At 39.2% G+C, this 18,560-nt stretch carries 15 protein-coding genes, 2 tRNA genes and 3 rRNA genes; 3 read left to right on the top strand and 17 right to left on the bottom strand.

All coding sequences use genetic code 11. The features are described 5' to 3' along the window. Positions 1-31: 31 nt before the first annotated feature. The 14 genes from A5819_RS10000 to A5819_RS09935 all read right to left on the bottom strand — a co-directional run bounded on the left by A5819_RS10000 (position 32) and on the right by A5819_RS09935 (position 13,020). A complete protein-coding gene (locus tag A5819_RS10000; RefSeq protein WP_086278658.1) occupies positions 32-991 on the bottom strand; it encodes a beta-ketoacyl-ACP synthase III in 960 nt (319 codons plus the stop codon). A 15-nt stretch (positions 992-1,006) separates the two neighbouring features. Then, the gene (locus A5819_RS09995) at positions 1,007-1,447 is read right to left on the bottom strand and encodes a MarR family winged helix-turn-helix transcriptional regulator (protein ID WP_086278657.1); all 441 of its coding nucleotides are present in this window, start codon (positions 1,445-1,447) and stop codon (positions 1,007-1,009) included. A gap of 465 nt (positions 1,448-1,912) precedes the next feature. Beyond that, positions 1,913-2,143 (bottom strand): YkuJ family protein, encoded by a 231-nt coding sequence (locus A5819_RS09990; RefSeq protein ID WP_010773374.1) that lies wholly within the window; start codon positions 2,141-2,143, stop codon positions 1,913-1,915. Between the two features lie 100 nt (positions 2,144-2,243). After that, on the bottom strand, positions 2,244-3,134 hold the full coding sequence (locus A5819_RS09985; protein WP_086278653.1) for an NAD(P)-dependent oxidoreductase: 891 nt from the start codon (positions 3,132-3,134) through the stop codon (positions 2,244-2,246). Positions 3,135-3,213: 79 nt separating this feature from the next. Further along, entirely contained in the window at positions 3,214-4,437 is a 1,224-nt protein-coding gene (locus A5819_RS09980) for a glycosyltransferase family 4 protein (RefSeq protein WP_086278652.1), read from the bottom strand. Positions 4,438-4,458: 21 nt separating this feature from the next. Next, a complete protein-coding gene (locus tag A5819_RS09975; RefSeq protein WP_086278651.1) occupies positions 4,459-5,505 on the bottom strand; it encodes a glycosyltransferase in 1,047 nt (348 codons plus the stop codon). Between the two features lie 288 nt (positions 5,506-5,793). Next, a tRNA-Asn gene (locus A5819_RS09970) sits at positions 5,794-5,867 on the bottom strand. A gap of 10 nt (positions 5,868-5,877) precedes the next feature. Next, positions 5,878-5,993, bottom strand: a 5S ribosomal RNA gene (rrf, locus tag A5819_RS09965). Positions 5,994-6,089: 96 nt separating this feature from the next. Beyond that, a 23S ribosomal RNA gene (locus tag A5819_RS09960) occupies positions 6,090-9,001 on the bottom strand. Positions 9,002-9,190: 189 nt separating this feature from the next. Continuing rightward, a tRNA-Ala gene (locus tag A5819_RS09955) sits at positions 9,191-9,263 on the bottom strand. A gap of 83 nt (positions 9,264-9,346) precedes the next feature. Continuing rightward, a 16S ribosomal RNA gene (locus A5819_RS09950) occupies positions 9,347-10,907 on the bottom strand. The 16S, 23S and 5S rRNA genes sit together here with 2 tRNA genes alongside, the layout of an rRNA operon. 664 nt (positions 10,908-11,571) lie before the next feature. Beyond that, positions 11,572-12,090 (bottom strand): GNAT family N-acetyltransferase, encoded by a 519-nt coding sequence (locus A5819_RS09945; protein ID WP_086278656.1) that lies wholly within the window; start codon positions 12,088-12,090, stop codon positions 11,572-11,574. Positions 12,091-12,215: 125 nt separating this feature from the next. Beyond that, complete coding sequence (locus A5819_RS09940) at positions 12,216-12,587, bottom strand: hypothetical protein (RefSeq protein WP_176271402.1); 372 nt, start codon at positions 12,585-12,587, stop codon at positions 12,216-12,218. Between the two features lie 64 nt (positions 12,588-12,651). Then, the gene (locus tag A5819_RS09935; protein WP_086278654.1) at positions 12,652-13,020 is read right to left on the bottom strand and encodes a CvfD/Ygs/GSP13 family RNA-binding post-transcriptional regulator; all 369 of its coding nucleotides are present in this window, start codon (positions 13,018-13,020) and stop codon (positions 12,652-12,654) included. A 196-nt stretch (positions 13,021-13,216) separates the two neighbouring features. On the opposite strand from A5819_RS09935, the gene A5819_RS09930 reads away from it, so the two are divergent. Next, complete coding sequence (locus A5819_RS09930; RefSeq protein ID WP_086278650.1) at positions 13,217-14,383, top strand: MalY/PatB family protein; 1,167 nt, start codon at positions 13,217-13,219, stop codon at positions 14,381-14,383. Positions 14,384-14,450: 67 nt separating this feature from the next. Here A5819_RS09930 and A5819_RS09925 read toward each other — a convergent pair whose 3' ends face one another. Further along, a complete protein-coding gene (locus A5819_RS09925; protein ID WP_086278649.1) occupies positions 14,451-15,038 on the bottom strand; it encodes a peptidylprolyl isomerase in 588 nt (195 codons plus the stop codon). A 226-nt stretch (positions 15,039-15,264) separates the two neighbouring features. Here A5819_RS09925 and A5819_RS09920 point away from each other — a divergent pair, with 226 nt between their 5' ends. Further along, entirely contained in the window at positions 15,265-16,278 is a 1,014-nt protein-coding gene (locus A5819_RS09920; protein WP_086278648.1) for an NAD(P)/FAD-dependent oxidoreductase, read from the top strand. A gap of 42 nt (positions 16,279-16,320) precedes the next feature. On the opposite strand, the gene A5819_RS09915 is transcribed toward A5819_RS09920, so the two are convergent. Further along, on the bottom strand, positions 16,321-16,563 hold the full coding sequence (locus A5819_RS09915) for a DUF1450 domain-containing protein (RefSeq protein WP_086278647.1): 243 nt from the start codon (positions 16,561-16,563) through the stop codon (positions 16,321-16,323). An 85-nt stretch (positions 16,564-16,648) separates the two neighbouring features. Between A5819_RS09915 and A5819_RS09910 the strand changes: the two genes are divergently transcribed. After that, the gene (locus A5819_RS09910; protein ID WP_086278646.1) at positions 16,649-17,155 is read left to right on the top strand and encodes a phosphatidylglycerophosphatase A; all 507 of its coding nucleotides are present in this window, start codon (positions 16,649-16,651) and stop codon (positions 17,153-17,155) included. A gap of 442 nt (positions 17,156-17,597) precedes the next feature. Here the strand turns inward: A5819_RS09910 and A5819_RS09905 are convergent, their stop codons facing one another. Next, complete coding sequence (locus tag A5819_RS09905; RefSeq protein ID WP_086278645.1) at positions 17,598-18,476, bottom strand: hypothetical protein; 879 nt, start codon at positions 18,474-18,476, stop codon at positions 17,598-17,600. Positions 18,477-18,560 lie beyond the last annotated feature (84 nt).

The raw sequence follows: 18,560 nt of genomic DNA, 5'->3' as shown, positions 1-18,560 counted from the left end.
TTTTCTTTTTTTAATTTATATAGTTACAGTTTTACAGCGTCATGAGGATTGAACCCCAAGTTAATCCACCGCCATAGCCTGTTAACACAATTTTTTGTTTGGAGCCTAATTGAAGCACTCCACTCTCAACTGATTCATCTAGTAATAACGGGATACTTGCAGCTGAGGTATTACCATTATGTTCCATATTAGTGAGAAACTTTTCCCTTGGAACATTGAGTTTTTTTGATATCTTTTCGATGATTCGCTTGTTTGCTTGATGTAATAGTAAATAATCTACATCCTCTTCCACGATTGCTCGAATATTATTTGTCACATCATTTAGTGAAAAATCATAGATATCCCTACCTGCCATTTGTAAATAGCCGGAGCTTTCAGCAGTTCCTGTATAAAAGGGACTTTGATTTTCTATATAACCTGAAGTTAGTGACTTTCCTCTTTGACCATCAGACTGTAGTTTTTCACTGATAAAATGCTCTTCGTCGCTTGCTTCTAGTAAAACACCCGCCGCGCCATCACCGAATAATACAGCTGTACTACGATCATTCCAATCAAGAACTTTAGAAAGTGTTTCACCACCAATGATCATTCCTAATTTTTTACCTGTACGAATCAACTTTTCGCCCATACTTAATGCATAGACAAATCCACTGCAAGCAGCACTGATATCAAAAGCAAATGCATTTGTCGCTGAGATTTTGCCTTGAACAAGACAAGCAACAGAAGGTGTTCCATAATCTGGTGTCATGGTTGCTACTAGAATGAAATCAATATCTTGTGCTTTTCTCCCAGATTTTTCTAGTAACTTTTCAGCTACTTTAATACATAAATCAGAAGTATTTTCATTGATGACAATATTTCTTGATCGTATACCAGTCCGACTTGAGATCCATTCATCAGATGTATCCATCATCGTCGAAAGCTGATGATTTGATACGGCATTCTCAGGAACATATCGGCTCGTACAAGTTATTTTTGCATGTTGGTTCATCTTGGTCCTCACTTTTTATTTATATTCCTTTAAGAAATCATGAAGATTCTTCAATGCTTTTAATAAAGCTTTTTCTTCTGCTTTATCCATTTCGTTTAAAATTCTCTTGACCATTTCTCTATGGAAGTGCTGATGAACACGAAAAAGTAATTTTCCTTTTTTGGTCAAACCTAACTTGACTACCCGACGATCATCTTCGCTTCTTATACGTTCAACATATCCCTTTTTCACGAGGTTATTGATTGCAACTGTCAAAGTTCCTACAGTGATCGACAATTCTTTGGCAACTTCAGAAGAAGTTTTTTTCTTATACATCCCAATCGCTTCAATTGTGTGCATTTCAGTAATGGATAAGTCCTTAAATTGTGATTTTTTCAGCTCGGATTCTTCGATCGTCAAAATGTCATTAAAGACGCTGACAAGATAATCATTGACTGTTTCTAAATTAGGTTCCATTTGTGTACACCATCCATATACTTTGATTATCAAATCATTTGATGTTCAAACTATATCGCAAATAAAAAAATATTGCAAGTAAAATAGTAGATTTTTAATTTTTCTTAATCAAGAAATCAATTTTATCCACCCATTTTTATTAAAAAATGGATTCTTCAATTTAGTTTACATTGATATTCGGCACTTTTTCATATGCTTTATCATCATTTATTTTTAATTTGAGTATCAAACTATTTTTGATAATTTAATAAACAGACACATTTTTTGATTTTAAAATTTCTTATTATAGTAACTTACTGTAGCTTATAAGCAGTTTTTGCCATTATTTCTTCGTAAATCCTACTAAAATTAGATTGTTCTTCCCTGTCAAATAGTTGTAAAAAAATCCTGTGGCGTACAAAAATGTACGCCACAGGATTTTTGATTATTTTATTGATTTTGTTAAATTCAGACTGAAATTTTTAATTATTGAATTAAATCATAAATTTCCATTGCAACAATATCAATATTATCAAATTGATAACTTTGTTGTGAATCAGTTTCTGTTAACTCAAATGTTTCAGTTGATTTATCATAGTTTACGATGCATTTTTCTGCACCTTCACGTTCAAAACGACGAACTTGAATTTCGTTGTCTGTTGCTTCAGTCATCGCTTCAAGTCGCTTGATAATCGCCACAAGTTGTGAATGTTTCATAAATGGGCCTCCCTTTAAAAACTAGTTCTGTATCATTGTATCAAAACATTGTCATTCTTGCATGATTTTTCGTCATTTTTTTTAATTTTTTTGCTGTTCTTTAATTTTTGACGTTTGGTTGTTTTCCATCTGTCCACCAAAGTTTGATCAACGCTTGTGTCCCATCATCCTCAAAGCCTTTAGCAGCAAGCTTTTCGTATAGTTCTGCTGCTAGTTTAGTAGCGGGTAAAGTAAGGCCCATTTTCTCAGCTTCATCTAAGGCAATTTTTAAATCTTTGATAAAATGCTTTACAAAAAAACCAGGAGAATAGTTTTCTTTTAAAATTCTCGGACTATAGTTGCTTAATGACCAGTTTGCTGCGCTACCTCCAGATAGTGTCTCAATCACTTTATTTAAATCCAACCCCGATTTATCCGCATAAACGAGCATTTCAGTCATACCTGTCATTGTGCCTGCAATCATGATCTGATTTGCCATTTTAGTATGTTGTCCCTTACCAGATGTGCCGTGAAGTGTAACTGTTGTCCCAAAGGTTTTAAAAATTGGTAATACTTGATCATAAATTATTTGATCACCACCAACCATGATTGTTAAGGTTCCATTTTTAGCACCCAAATCTCCTCCCGAAACTGGAGCATCTAATGCTGCACCTCCAAGTTGATTCGCCTTTATAGCAATTTTTTGCGCTAATGTTGGGGTACTAGTAGTTAAGTCAACAATTATCTTACCAGTAATCTTTGTTGAAAAAATCCCCTTCTCTGCAAAGTAGATTGACTCAACATCTTTAGGAAACCCGACCATCGTAAAAATAATATCACTGCTCGCAGTAATTTCAGCAGGAGAATCTTGCCAAACAGCTCCTTCTTTTACTAATTCGTCAGTCTTACTTTTCGTCCTATTATATACATTTACATTTAAACCTTGTTTCATCATATTTCTGATTATTGCCTCACCCATGACACCAGTTCCAATAAATCCTATTTGTGGCATACCTATGTCCCTCCTAATGGTTTTTATAAAGAAAAAACTTCTCTTCTTAGTATAAACCAAGAGGAGAAGTTTTGATATTTTATTTTCTTAATGACGTAAATTTCACTTTAATACGTTCAATAGATGCAGCAGCCTCTTTTTCTATAGTTCGCTGGTCATAATAGTTGATCATATCTTCATAGAATTCAAGCATTACATTGCCAAATCGAGTTGCAGATATTTCATACAGCTTATCCTGTAAAATTGCTTCATCTGGTTCAATTCCAGCCTCAACATATTCAATAAATGTTTGTGCAAAATCCGCATCTGTTTTAAACGTTCGGCCCAAGCTCTCATGATCGAATAAATGATTTAAATAAGCATTTCCTTCAACCACACATGGGACACCAGAAGCCATCGCTTCAGTGTATGTCAATCCTTGTGTCTCTGAAGTTGAAGCACTGACGAAATAGTCAGCAGCTTTGTAATAGATAGCAACCTGATCGTTAGGAACTTCGCCAATAAATTGGATTTTATCTCCAATACCTAGCTCTTCGCCTAGACAACGAAGTTTTTCGACATATGGACCATCGCCCACAATGACAAAACGTGCATTGGGAAAACGTTCAAAAATAGTTGGCAAGCCACAAACAACAGCTTGAATATTTTTCTCGTATGAAATCCGACTTAAAGATAGTAACATAATATTATCATCATTTAGACCTAGTTCTTCACGAAGTTCTTGCTTCATTTTTGTTGTAATATCTGGTCTTTCAAATTTTTTAATATCAATTCCAGTTGGAATAATTCTCATTGGAGATGTTACGCCATATTCTTTTAATTTATCGATCACTCGTTCACTTGGACAAACCACACCAGTAGTATGATTCGCAAAGAAGCGAGAAAAATATTTCACGTGTGTTGGACGTACTACTTTCCCTTTAGCAATATAATGTAGATAGTCTTCATACATTGTATGATATGTATGAATAACAGGTATTTTAAGTTTTTTTCCTACCATCTTACCTAGTAGACCAGCTCCAAATTCCGTATGAGTGTGGATCAAATCCAATTCTAGCTCTTTTGCTATTAAATAAGCATACCACATGCCGCGTACAACAATTCGCCGATCTTTAAATGATACAAATGGAACGCTAGGCATTCGGATAACATCTTCTTCAAACTCTTTAGCATTTGGATCAGTCGTTGTAAAAATATAAACTTCATGACCTTTTTGTTCCAATTCCTCTTTAAGTGTCTTGATAGATGTTGCAACCCCACTAACTTGAGGGAAATATGTATCTGTAAAGAAACCAAATTTCACTTTTTTTCACCTCCACTGATTCTAATTTTTCTGCTGTATTTGTTCTTTATTTTGAATACTTTCATTTTTTAGTACTTTTTCATAAACATCTTTTAGCTCATGTCCAATGTGCTCAATGCTTTTCTCTTTTGCCACATTATAGCCTGCTAGGCTTGTATCTGGTATCTTCTTTTCAACAAGCTCTTCAATCAAACGAGTAAATTCCTTATTATTTTTTCCCATGTAGCAATTCTCTTTATCTACGAGCCATCCTTGGTACACTGGAATATCTCTGACTAAAACTTGTTGTTTACTAGCTAAAGCTTCTAGTATCACAATTCCTTCTGTTTCTTCATAGGAAGGGAAGAAAAACAAATCAGCAGCTGAGTATGCACCCTCAATAATATCTCCTTTAATATAACCCGGAAACTCAACATTTTCAGGATGCTCATCTTTTACTATTGTCCGGATTGCCTTAGGAATCGAATACATAGGTGTATGTCCAAACCAGATAAAACGATATTCAGGAAACTTTTCGGCTAATTCAACAAAATCAATAATTCCTTTTCGTTCAAAGTATAAACCAACACAAATAATTACTTTTTGTTCTGTCTTGATATTAAAATACTCTCGAAACTTTTCTTCTTTATCTACAGAATGTTTAAATCGATCTAAGTCAATACCATTTGAAATAGAAACAATTGGTACAGTTATTCCGTACCCTTCTAATAAATCTTTCGAATATGGCGTAGGTGTAATCAAATAGTCTGCTTTTGAGTATAGACTTACCAGATATTTTTTTACTAGAGGAGAAATTTGATTGGATCCAATAAATGAGTTTCTAAAATCTTCCTCTGTTGAGTGGGCGTGATAAATAACTTTTTTACCCATTTTTTTTGCTTTATTTACCATATTGTGACTGTTGATCCCATAGGTATTAATATGTAAAATATCATAATCAGTGCAATCTGAATCAAGTGTATACTCTATCCCCACTTCAGAGAGAGCTCGTTTCTGATGGTCTAACGCTCGTCCTATTCCTGACTTCGCTAATATTTTTTCACCTTCAAAATATAATAAAACCTTCACGCTGCCCCTCCTAACATCTTTAAATCATTATAACACAGGTTAAAGAGACCTCACTCAAACTAAAGTCCTAGTTCCATCAGCTTACAAGTATTATATCAAAAAACTGCATCAGAAAGCCATTATTCCACAAAATAGATGCTTCACATGACAAAACTGTTAGATGAAGATAATCAATTTTACTAGTTATTATCATTATTTCATCTTTTGATGTTTCTATCAAATAATAAAGTTTATTTTACTAATAAAAAATGAAAAAGAACGAAAACCTATTCAGTTTTCGTTCTTTTACTCCGGCAGTAGGACTCGAACCTACGACATCATGATTAACAGTCATGCGCTACTACCAACTGAGCTATGCCGGAATAACAACTAGCGTGGCAACGTCCTACTCTCACAAAGGGAAACCCTTCACTACAATCGGCGCTAAGAAGCTTAACTTCTGTGTTCGGCATGGGAACAGGTGTATCCTTCTCGCTATCGCCACCACACTGGGTGTTGTTACTATTAAGTTGAGTGATTATTCACTCAAAACTGGATTGAAGTAGTAATCAAACATTCCGAAAATACTTTTTTATTTCGTTTCTTTGGTTAAGTCCTCGACCGATTAGTATTGGTCCGCTCCGTACATCACTGCACTTCCACTTCCAACCTATCTACCTGATCATCTCTCAGGGGTCTTACTTTCTTAAAGAAATGGGAAATCTCATCTTGAGGTGGGCTTCACACTTAGATGCTTTCAGCGTTTATCCCTTCCCTACATAGCTACCCAGCAATGCCCTTGGCAGAACAACTGGTACACCAGCGGTAAGTCCATCCCGGTCCTCTCGTACTAAGGACAGCTCCTCTCAAATTTCCAACGCCCGCGACGGATAGGGACCGAACTGTCTCACGACGTTCTGAACCCAGCTCGCGTGCCGCTTTAATGGGCGAACAGCCCAACCCTTGGGACCGACTACAGCCCCAGGATGCGACGAGCCGACATCGAGGTGCCAAACCTCCCCGTCGATGTGGACTCTTGGGGGAGATAAGCCTGTTATCCCCAGGGTAGCTTTTATCCGTTGAGCGATGGCCCTTCCATGCGGAACCACCGGATCACTAAGCCCGACTTTCGTCCCTGCTCGACTTGTAAGTCTCGCAGTCAAGCTCCCTTCTGCCTTTACACTCTGCGAATGATTTCCAACCATTCTGAGGGAACCTTTGGGCGCCTCCGTTACCTTTTAGGAGGCGACCGCCCCAGTCAAACTGCCCACCTGACACTGTCTCCCACCACGATAAGTGGTGCGGGTTAGAGGGTTCATAACACAAGGGTAGTATCCCACCAGCGCCTCCTCCGAAACTAGCGTTCCGGATTCATCGGCTCCTACCTATCCTGTACATGTGGTACAAACACTCAATATCAAGCTACAGTAAAGCTCCATGGGGTCTTTCCGTCCTGTCGCGGGTAACCTGCATCTTCACAGGTACTAAAATTTCACCGAGTCTCTCGTTGAGACAGTGCCCAAATCGTTACGCCTTTCGTGCGGGTCGGAACTTACCCGACAAGGAATTTCGCTACCTTAGGACCGTTATAGTTACGGCCGCCGTTTACTGGGGCTTCAATTCTGAGCTTCGCCGAAGCTAACCCATCCTCTTAACCTTCCAGCACCGGGCAGGCGTCAGCCCCTATACTTCATCTTTCGATTTTGCAGAGACCTGTGTTTTTGATAAACAGTCGCTTGGGCCTATTCACTGCGGCTGACCGAAGTCAGCACCCCTTCTCCCGAAGTTACGGGGTCATTTTGCCGAGTTCCTTAACGAGAGTTCGCTCGCTCACCTTAGGATACTCTCCTCGACTACCTGTGTCGGTTTACGGTACGGGCAGTTGTTTTCTCACTAGAAGCTTTTCTTGACAGTGTGACATCAGGAACTTCGGTACTATTATTTCCCTCCCCATCACAGCTTGTCCGTAAAGAGTAAAGCATTTGACTCTACTCAAGACTTACTGCTTGGACATGCACTTCCAGTCGCATGCATTCCTTAGCCTCCTGCGTCCCTCCATTGCTCAAACAAAAACAACTGGTACAGGAATATCAACCTGTTGTCCATCGCCTACGCCTATCGGCCTCGGCTTAGGTCCCGACTAACCCTGGGCGGACGAGCCTTCCCCAGGAAACCTTAGTCATACGGTGGACGGGATTCTCACCCGTCTTTCGCTACTCATACCGGCATTCTCACTTCTAAGCGCTCCAGCCGTCCTCACGATCGACCTTCAACGCCCTTAGAACGCTCTCCTACCATTACACCAGAGGTGTAATCCACAGCTTCGGTAAACTATTTAGCCCCGGTACATTTTCGGCGCAGGGTCACTCGACTAGTGAGCTATTACGCACTCTTTAAATGGTGGCTGCTTCTGAGCCAACATCCTAGTTGTCTGTGCAACCCCACATCCTTTTCCACTTAATAGTTATTTTGGGACCTTAGCTGGTGGTCTGGGCTGTTTCCCTTTCGACTACGGATCTTATCACTCGCAGTCTGACTCCCGGATATAAATGAATGGCATTCGGAGTTTATCTGAATTCGGTAACCCGAGATGGGCCCCTAGTCCAAACAGTGCTCTACCTCCATCATTCTTAATTCCGAGGCTAGCCCTAAAGCTATTTCGGAGAGAACCAGCTATCTCCAAGTTCGTTTGGAATTTCTCCGCTACCCACAGCTCATCCCCGCACTTTTCAACGTACGTGGGTTCGGTCCTCCAGTGCGTTTTACCACACCTTCAACCTGGCCATGGGTAGATCACATGGTTTCGGGTCTACGACTACATACTCATTCGCCCTATTCAGACTCGCTTTCGCTGCGGCTCCGGCTCTTCACCTTAACCTCGCATGCAATCGTAACTCGCCGGTTCATTCTACAAAAGGCACGCCATCACCCATTAACGGGCTTTGACTTGTTGTAGGCACACGGTTTCAGGATCTATTTCACTCCCCTTCCGGGGTGCTTTTCACCTTTCCCTCACGGTACTGGTTCACTATCGGTCATTAGGGAGTATTTAGCCTTGCGGGATGGTCCCCGCGGATTCCGACGGAATTTCTCGTGTTCCGCCGTACTCAGGATCCTCCTAGGTGTTGCCAACATTTCGTCTACGGGGCTATTACCCACTTTGGCGAACCTTTCCAGATTCTTCGACTATCTTGACAGACTACCATAACGGAGTCCTACAACCCCAACAAGCAAGCTTGTTGGTTTGGGCTCTTCCCGTTTCGCTCGCCGCTACTCAGGGAATCGAATTTTCTTTCTCTTCCTGCAGGTACTTAGATGTTTCAGTTCTCTGCGTCTACCTCTATCCAGCTATGTATTCACTGAATAGTAACATCCTATAAAAGATGCTGGGTTTCCCCATTCGGAAATCTCTGGATCATAGCTCACTTACAGCTCCCCAAAGCATATCGGTGTTAGTCCCGTCCTTCATCGGCTCCTAATGCCAAGGCATCCACCGTGCGCCCTTATTCACTTAACCTTACGATCTTACGATCGGTTTTGTTTGGTTCGTTTCTCTAGCGATAGAGGCGTGACCAATAAAATAAGCATTCGAACTATTTTACTTAAAAAACTCATTCAACGCGGTGTTCTCGGTTTGTTTTGATTATTTTTTTACTTCAATATCCAGTTTTCAATGAACAATACTTAGTAACTCATTGGTTACTAATGGAGCCTAGCGGGATCGAACCGCTGACCTCCTGCGTGCAAAGCAGGCGCTCTCCCAGCTGAGCTAAGGCCCCTTAATACCTATTTACTTGAGAGTAAACCTCTCAAAACTGAACAAAGTAGCGACGAATGTGTAAGTTTCCGTAATATTCCTTAGAAAGGAGGTGATCCAGCCGCACCTTCCGATACGGCTACCTTGTTACGACTTCACCCCAATCATCTATCCCACCTTAGGCGGCTGGCTCCACAAGGGTTACCTCACCGACTTCGGGTGTTACAAACTTTCGTGGTGTGACGGGCGGTGTGTACAAGGCCCGGGAACGTATTCACCGCGGCGTGCTGATCCGCGATTACTAGCGATTCCGGCTTCATGTAGGCGAGTTGCAGCCTACAATCCGAACTGAGAGAAGCTTTAAGAGATTTGCATGACCTCGCGGCCTAGCGACTCGTTGTACTTCCCATTGTAGCACGTGTGTAGCCCAGGTCATAAGGGGCATGATGATTTGACGTCATCCCCACCTTCCTCCGGTTTGTCACCGGCAGTCTCGCTAGAGTGCCCAACTGAATGATGGCAACTAACAATAAGGGTTGCGCTCGTTGCGGGACTTAACCCAACATCTCACGACACGAGCTGACGACAACCATGCACCACCTGTCACTTTGTCCCCGAAGGGAAGACTTGATCTCTCAAGCGGTCAAAGGATGTCAAGACCTGGTAAGGTTCTTCGCGTTGCTTCGAATTAAACCACATGCTCCACCGCTTGTGCGGGCCCCCGTCAATTCCTTTGAGTTTCAACCTTGCGGTCGTACTCCCCAGGCGGAGTGCTTAATGCGTTAGCTGCAGCACTGAAGGGCGGAAACCCTCCAACACTTAGCACTCATCGTTTACGGCGTGGACTACCAGGGTATCTAATCCTGTTTGCTCCCCACGCTTTCGAGCCTCAGCGTCAGTTACAGACCAGAGAGTCGCCTTCGCCACTGGTGTTCCTCCATATATCTACGCATTTCACCGCTACACATGGAATTCCACTCTCCTCTTCTGCACTCAAGTCTCCCAGTTTCCAATGACCCTCCCCGGTTGAGCCGGGGGCTTTCACATCAGACTTAAGAAACCGCCTGCGCTCGCTTTACGCCCAATAAATCCGGACAACGCTTGCCACCTACGTATTACCGCGGCTGCTGGCACGTAGTTAGCCGTGGCTTTCTGGTTAGATACCGTCAAGGTAAGAGCAGTTACTCTCCTACTTATTCTTCTCTAACAACAGAGTTTTACGATCCGAAAACCTTCTTCACTCACGCGGCGTTGCTCGGTCAGACTTTCGTCCATTGCCGAAGATTCCCTACTGCTGCCTCCCGTAGGAGTCTGGGCCGTGTCTCAGTCCCAGTGTGGCCGATCACCCTCTCAGGTCGGCTATGCATCATGGCCTTGGTGAGCCGTTACCTCACCAACTAGCTAATGCACCGCGGGTCCATCCATCAGTGACACCCGAAAGCGTCTTTCAAATCAACACCATGCGGTGTCGACTGTTATGCGGTATTAGCACCTGTTTCCAAGTGTTATCCCCCTCTGATGGGTAGGTTACCCACGTGTTACTCACCCGTCCGCCACTCCTCTTTTCAAATGAGTGCAAGCACTCGGTAGAAAAGAAGCGTTCGACTTGCATGTATTAGGCACGCCGCCAGCGTTCGTCCTGAGCCAGGATCAAACTCTCATAATAAAAGTTGAACACGATCTTACGATCGATAAGCTCATTTGGTTGCTAGCATATTGCTTGCTTGTTATAAATTGTTGTTTGTTTTTACCGTTGTAAAAACAACCTACACATTTGGTTCGTCTTACTTTGTTCAGTTTTCAAAGGTCTACTGTGTTACCTCGCAGCAACTTTTATATCATATCAAATCTTCGATTTGATGTCAACACTTTTTTTAAAAAAAGTTTCAAAGTTTTTTTCTGCTTGATGTTATCAACTGTTTCGTGACAACTTCATTAGTTTATCAGGTTACTTGTTATTTGTCAACAACTTTCTCGCTGATTTTTCAAGTTTTTTCAAACTCGAATTGTTATTCTATTTTCGTTCAGCTGTCTTTGTTTCTTGCGACAACTTCACTAGTTTATCAGGTCCGCAGCTGCTTGTCAACAACTATTTTACTGATTGCAAAAGTTTTTTTCAAACTTAAGCTGTTATATTATCTTCATCGTTTGGCGTGTTTCCTCGGTGCCTTGCGACAAGATATAATATAACAAGTTTTTCTTTATTGGTCAACCTTTTTTTGAAAGAATTATAAAAGGTTTTTTTCGTTTTTTACTATCATTCGTTATATTTTCGGCTTTAGAATAAAAAGACTATTAAAATTTGTCAATCTTACTAAAATTCTGCCTAATTACGATTGATTTGTTAGTTCAAACAGAAATAGTTCGAATAGATTCCCATTTGAATCACTTGAACTTCCACTATTTGTAAAGCCATTTTTCTCATAAAACTGTTTTAGCTTTTGATTACTAGCTAAACAATCCAAGCGCAACTCTGATACTTCACCACTGAATTCCAATTTTAATGCGCTAAGTAACTCTGTCCCATAAGATTTTCCTCTATATGATGGACGAATGATCACACGATGTAAGTAACAAGCTTCCTTATTAAATCCAACAGTTTTCCACAGTAGTCTATCCCACTCTGTAGGATTTTTCCATGCAGCAACCATTCCAACTAAATGATTCTTACTATTATAGAAGAAAAAAACTTCTTCTCTTGCTACTGCATCTGCTAATCCATGCTTATCTTCCCCTTGTAAAACGTCTGACCACTGATTGCTTCTGATTGATTTAAGCCAGTCAGCACTTTCTTTCAATAAAAACATTGCAGTTTCAGTCTCTTCAATCGTTGCTTTTCTTAATTCCATAGTCGTACTCTCCTAATTAATAGTAAAAAAACAGAACAAAACTATAATTTCGTTTTGTTCCGTAACATTTGAATAAAAGGTAACTAGCAGTATAAGCCTCTTATTTTTATGTATTTGCTTTTGTTTTAAAACATCGGTACTCCCTGAATATCATAAGAAGCTAATAAATTTTTTAATTCAGATGGTTTTTCCCACACATATCTATTATCAATAGTAGGAACTACAAGATCTTCATTCATTTCAAATACAAATAAAGGCATATTTTCAGCATCTGTATGTGCATTTGTCAACTCGACCAAATTAATTGAAGTAACATCTAGTTGAACCTCTTCTTTGAAAACTTGCAACATACTCGCTAATCCTGTCATATCTTCAGAAACTTTTGTTGTAACAAACGCCATTGACTCACCTACTGGATGAACAAGAAACTTTTTCGAACCATCATTTAGGTTCAGCATAATAGTACCAGCGACTTTTTTGTTAGACAAAACATCCACCTCAATTAATTTTTGTTTTCAGAAACTAGGAAAATTGTACCATATTTTCTGAAAAAAAACAGAATTATTTCTCAAGTAAAGCATCCATTGCCTCGTCAGTCCAGATAGGAAGCTCTTTCTTTAACGTTTCAAAGCCAATTTTTTTATTTTTATTGGTAAAATATTTTTTGCGGCGATGATTTGGCTGCGGTATTTGCTCCTCCAATGTTCTCAATGATAAACTAATTTTTTTTGAATATTCATCAATGTCAATAACTTGAACTTGAACTTTTTGTCCAACTGTTAATAAACTATGAATATTTTTGGTATAGCCTGCTTGCACTTCTGAGACATGGATCAGCCCTTGAACTGTATCGCTTAATGAAACAAAAGCCCCATAAGGTTGTAACCCTGTAATCGTCCCATCAAGAACCATCCCTATTTTGTATTCCATATTCATATCCTCTTTTCATTGTTCCCATCAAAATGTTGTACTCATCTAAAATGATATCATGTTCCAAGCAAAAGTGCATGAATTTATTTCTACTATTAAATTATTGATTCTTTTTGTTCATATTTTACTGAAAGTCCATTATACTATAGTTAGGTTTTAATAAATGAACATGTTTTCAATAGAAAGGATGAATTGAATGGTAGAATTTGATACAGTTTATGATCGTCGTAATACAAATTGTTCTAAGTGGGACTCCATTAAAGAGACTTATGGAGAAGATGACTTGCTGCCTTTATGGATTGCCGATATGGATTTCAAAGCGAATCCACCTGTGCTAAAAGCATTGAAAGACACGGCCGAACAGGGAATTTTAGGTTACTCCCCTGCTCCTGATTCTTTATATGATGCAATTCAAAGTTGGCAAAAGCGACACCACAATTATTCGATCAGTAAAGACGCAATTCTTTTCAACAGCGGTGTTGTTCCAAGTCTTTCTTTAGCTATACAAGCTTATACTAAACCTGGTGATGCCATCTTGATTCACGATCCTGTGTATCCCCCATTTGCTAAAGTCGTTGAACAAAATGACCGTAAGCTGGTTCGTAGTCAGTTACTAACAGAACAAGGTCACTTTGTCATGGATCTTACAGAAATGGAAAAACAAATCGTTGCTGAAAATATTCGCCTTTTTATTCTTTGCAACCCTCATAATCCAGGTGGACGCGTCTGGACTAAAAGTGAGCTGGAAGCTTTTGGTAAACTATGTGCCAAATATGATGTGCTTGTTATCAGCGATGAGATCCATCAAGACTTGATTTTTGCGCCACACGTGTTTACAACATTTACAAATGTTCATCCGACATTTAAAGATTTCTCAATTACCTTAACTGCTGCAACAAAAACATTTAATTTAGCTGGTATTAAAAACTCAATGATTTTTATTGAAAATCCTGATCTTCGAAAAAAATTCATTGCTGCACAAGAACGGAATTTCCAAAACGAGATCAATATTTTTGGTTATGTAGGGACAGAAGCGGCATATCAAAATGGTGATCGTTGGTTATCAGAGTTGCTAGTTTATCTAAAAGAAAATATCGACACTGTGAACGACTTTTTACAGGCAGAGCTTCCTAAAGTCAAAATGATGCGCCCAGAAGGCACTTACCTAATTTGGCTAGATTTTTCTGCCTACGGTTTGACTGATGCACAGCTGCAAAATCAACTGATTCATACCGGAAAAGTCGTGTTGAATCCAGGTATTTCCTTCGGTCCAAATGGCACTCAGCACATGCGTTTGAACGTTGCGTGTCCTAAGGAAACACTTTTTGAAGGTTTACGTAGAATCAAAGCTTCTTTTGAATAGCATAAAAAACCCAAGCCAGGACTAAGAGTTAGTTTTGGTTTGGGTTTTGGTTTTGACTGTTAAATGCTTACTCGCTGATTTCTACTTTATCAATAACGACATCGAATGTTGGACGATCTTGAGAGTCTCTTTGTACTCCGCCGATTTCATCGACAACGTCCATGCCTTCAACAACATGACCGAAAACCGTATGCCGGAAATCTAACCAAGGTGTTCCACCTTTTTTATACGCTTCGATCACTTCTGTCGGGAATCCAGCACCTTCTAATTGACCAAACATGTTAGCAGGTACATTTTGGTTGTTTACGATAAAAAATTGGCTGCCATTTGTATTTGGTCCAGCATTGGCCATTGATAGTGCACCACGTAAATTGAAGACATCTTTAGAAAACTCATCTTCAAATTTTTCGCCGTAAATACTTTCGCCGCCCATACCTGTTCCAGTAGGATCACCGCCTTGAATCATGAAGTCAGGGATAACGCGGTGGAAAATCACTCCATCGTAGTACCCTTTTTTCGCAAGTTGAACAAAGTTTTCAACTGTTTTTGGTGCGTGCTCCGGGAAAAGTTGCACTGTAATATCTCCGCGGTTGGTTTTTATCACGGCTTTAGGGCCTTTAACATTTGCTAAATCTAATTGTGGAAATTCTGACATTGTTATTTCCTCCTCGTTAATTTTTACTTACTTATAATATCATAAACAACTCCACTTGAAAATTCCATTATCTTTGTTATTCTTTTAAGAGAACCTTTTATTCACAAACTTCTACTTGCTTTTTTCTGTTACAAGTGCTATTTTGTGAAAAACGATATACAATTACTTTGAGGTTCATTTTATATAAATTAAAGCTTTTTTATTATAGAAACGGGAGGAAATTCTGATGTCTGATTCAAAAAACATTTATGATCTAACCATCGTCGGCGCAGGTCCGGTTGGCCTTTTCGCCGCTTTTTATGCAGGGATTCGTAAAGCCAAAACCAAAATAATCGATAGTTTGCCCCAACTTGGCGGACAATTATCCACGCTTTACCCTGAAAAATATATTTATGATGTCCCTGGTTTTCCAGCAATTAAAGCCAGTGAGTTGATTGAAAATTTAGAAAAACAAATTGCTCCCTTTGCTCATGAAACTTGTTTAGAAGAAGAAGTGAGAAATCTGGTGCAGGAAGATGGCTACTTACGCATCGAAACATCAAAAGGTGTCCATTACTCCAAGGCTGTTATCTTCGCTATCGGAAATGGTTCATTTCAACCACGACGTTTAACGATTGATGGAGCAGCTGAACTTGAAGGCAATCATGTTCATTATTATGTAACGGATATGAATAAATTTTCAGGTAAAAAAGTCGCAATTGCAGGTGGTGGTGATTCCGCAATTGATTGGGCTTTAATGTTAGAGCCAATCGCAGAAAAAGTTTCCATTATCCATCGTCGTCCAGAATTTCGTGGACATGAACATAGCGTAGATAATTTAAAAAATTCTGAAGTTTCGATCTACACACCTTATGTCATTGATCAACTTTTAGTTGAAGATGACTCGTTTAAAGGAATCCAATTAAAAGAAACGAAAGCAGATAACTTTGAAAAGCTTGATTTAGATTCTTTAATTATCAACTACGGTTTCACTTCATCATTAGGTCATTTAAAAGATTGGGGCTTAAATGTTAGCCGCAATGCAATCGAAGTCAACTCTGATATGTCGACAAATATCCCTGGTGTTTATGCCGTTGGTGATATTTGCAACTATGATGGAAAAGTCAAACTGATTGCAACGGGTTTTGGTGAAGCGCCGACCGCCGTCAATAATGCACTGCACTTTATTAAACCAGATGCTAGAACGCAACCAATGCATAGTACTAGTTTATTTGAAGGAAAAGAAGCGAAAATGCTTTAATAAAAAATGGAACTGGCTGTTAAAAAGTCAGTTCCATTTTTGTTACCCCATTTCTTCTTGCCAAAGTATAATTGCCTTTTTTGTATTGTCAACCAGTTCTTCTGGAGTAGTCCCGGTAATTCGCTCCCCTTCAAATAAAACAAAATATGTTTGGGCACAAAGAACGCATTCGTTCATACAAGAATAAGAGATCACATCCCCATTTTCTTCAATAAAAGGATCACTTAACAACAACTCTGCTCCTTTAGCCAAATTTTGTTCACAACATTCTATTAGTGGATTCATTGATCTTCTCCTTGCAATTTTCTCTGTAGTTAGTATACCATTGATGTATTCTAAGTTTAAAAATGAAGCATTGGAGGTTTTTATTTTGGTCATAAAAGGCGAAACATTAGAAAAAAAAGCACGACAGTTATTAAAAGACCGTGGCGTTGAGATGGAAGATTTAGCTGAATTAGTTTTATTTTTACAAAAACCCTATATTGAAGATCTTGATTTAGCAACTTGTATTGAAAATATCGATAGCGTTTTATCTAAACGTGAAGTCCATAATACCATCATTACAGGTATCCAATTAGATATTTTAGCTGAAGAAAAAAAGTTACTTCATCCGTTACAAGAAATTCTAGAAGAAGATGAAGGTCTCTATGGAATCGATGAGATTTTGGCACTTTCGATCGTGAATGTTTATGGATCGATCGGGTTTACGAATTATGGTTATATCGATAAAGTAAAACCTGGAATCTTAGCTAAATTGAATTCACATGAAAAACCACAAGTTCATACCTTTTTAGATGATATCGTTGGTGCAATTGCAGCTGCCGCTGCTAGTCGCCTTGCTCATTCCCAACCTGACAAAAGTAGTATCACACAATAATTGTTCTTAAATACAAAAGCAAAACTCTACTGTCTCACTATTTATTGGTGACTAAACAAAAGAGTTTTGCTTTTATTTCTATTTTTAGCATCGTATCAATTGCCTATACATTAATTCTTACATTACAATAAGTTCAAAGTATATGATGCTATTTATACTTAAGTTTAAAGTTGCCGCTATAGGCACAAAGAGTTCTTCCGACAGTTGTAAGTAAATTTTTCAGTCGTTGATTTTCTTCCCCAAAAGATAAATCAAAGGCCTATAGCGGTAAACTTTATTCATCTTACTTTTAAGAAAAAATAAAAAGACGATCCTGAGGTATAACTCAAAGAGTTGTATCTCAGGATCTTACTATTCGAATACAAAATGAGAGCAAACGGTCCTCCATACTTCGAGAATCAGAGTGAAACGAGAACCGTAGATGCAGAAGCAACTCATTCAATTATTGATTTGTTGACACAGCCATCTTGAGTGCTTGTAACGGATCAAAATGTTGAATCGTATAAACAACTGCTCCTTCTTGCCATACCACTGAATTCGTTTGATAGCTATCACTCGTACTAGCTGTCAAAGAAATCTGTCCAACTGTTTGTGGTGCCGGCAACATTGCGGTTTCTAAGTACGCAACTGTTTCTTTAGCCACAGGCTCTGCTACTTCACCGTTGATGTTTGACGCTCGAACAACTAAGCTCCAATTTCCTTCCTGCCATGATAAAAAAGTAGAACCTGCCGCTCCTTGCTGATGCCCAGTTATTCCATAACCTAGATCAATCGGATTCCCACCATTATCAATGATTTGATTTACTGCGCTAGCCGCTGCTTCGTTTGAGGCATAAGTTTTTTTCTCAAATGAAGCAATTGGTTGTAAATCATTGACGGCCAGATCATTCACCTCAATTGGACTTGTTTCAGCATAATACAAAATTCTAAAATTAGCTTGATCTGCTGCACTCGTAGTCGCTGCAGTCAAATATTCAGCCGTTCGGCTCGTCAATATAGCCTGCGGTAGATGTGTAGTTGAAAATGCTGTATTTAATTGATTCAAAACTGTATCGGCCTGTTTAGCCGGCGTATTGCTTTCTGTTTTTACGGCAGAATTACTTTCACTGGTCTTTGTTTCTGTTGAAGATGTAGATGTTTTTGTAGTGCTTTCGCTTGTACTTGATTTCGTAGTGCTTGTGCTCGTTGATTTGGATGTTTGGCTCGTTTTTTCAGTATTTTTGGATGAACTAGAACTTTCTGCTGTTTTACCTTTTCCCCCGCAAGCAGCTAGTGATAGTCCTGCGATTAATATGAATGAATAAATCAATTTCTTTTTCATGATTTCCCCTCCTAGATGTTTCTTTCTTTTAGTTTATCATCAAATAGCTGATTACTCACTTTATATGATTATTACGTTAAATAA

The sequence above is a fragment of the Enterococcus sp. 7E2_DIV0204 genome, assembly GCF_002140855.1.
GTDB classification, from domain to species: Bacteria; Bacillota; Bacilli; order Lactobacillales; family Enterococcaceae; genus Enterococcus_L; species Enterococcus_L lemimoniae.
Note: the sequence above shows the minus strand (reverse complement) of the source record. Positions and strands in the feature narration are given on the sequence as shown.